This window comes from Synechococcus sp. H70.1, assembly GCF_047502705.1.
Taxonomy (GTDB): Bacteria; Cyanobacteriota; Cyanobacteriia; order Thermostichales; family Thermostichaceae; genus Thermostichus.
This window is the reverse complement of record NZ_JANSIV010000142.1, coordinates 1-582: the sequence shown is the minus strand read 5'-3', so window position 1 is coordinate 582 and position 582 is coordinate 1. Positions and strand designations below refer to the sequence as shown.

The 582-nt window shown below is 64.4% G+C and carries 1 protein-coding gene; it reads left to right on the top strand.

Annotated elements, in window-relative coordinates; translation table 11 throughout:
* Positions 1-240 precede the first annotated feature (240 nt).
* Positions 241-582, top strand: a 342-nt coding sequence (locus NW827_RS09895) for an AAA family ATPase (protein ID WP_414503635.1), incomplete at its 3' end; no start/stop codon positions are given.

Here is a 582-nt window from a genome sequence, read left to right as displayed (position 1 = left end):
GCGAGGGGGGAACACAGGGCGCACCGCCGTGCGCCCCTACACCCCTCTCCCACCCGGTGGGAGAGGGGCTGGGGGTGAGGGCGAAAAAGCGTGCGAACCCCGCACACAGTGAACTCAAGCGATGTACCCTTATCAGACCTGAAGGAGGGGGGCAACTCACGAACTCTGACCACGCGATTGGTACAAGCAGCAGGAAAACGCGCGGCTACACCGAATCGTGCCTCTATCTGGGGGCTACCGATGGAGAACGGCAAGCAAGCAGCGGAGTGGTTCCGCCAGACCTACGCCGCGCTGAAAACGCAGGTCGCGCGCGTGGTGGTCGGTCAAGAGGAGGTCGTCGAGAATACGCTGGTCGCCGTGTGCGCGGGTGGGCATGCGCTGCTGGAGGGCGTGCCAGGACTGGGCAAGACACTGCTCGTGCGCACGATTGCGCAAGCGCTGCACCTGGAGTTCGCTCGCATCCAGTTCACGCCCGACCTGATGCCCGCCGACATCACGGGCACGAATATCCTTGTGGAGAGCGAAACGGGCGCACGCACCTTCGCCTTCCGCCCTGGACCCGTGTTCACCAACATCCTGCTG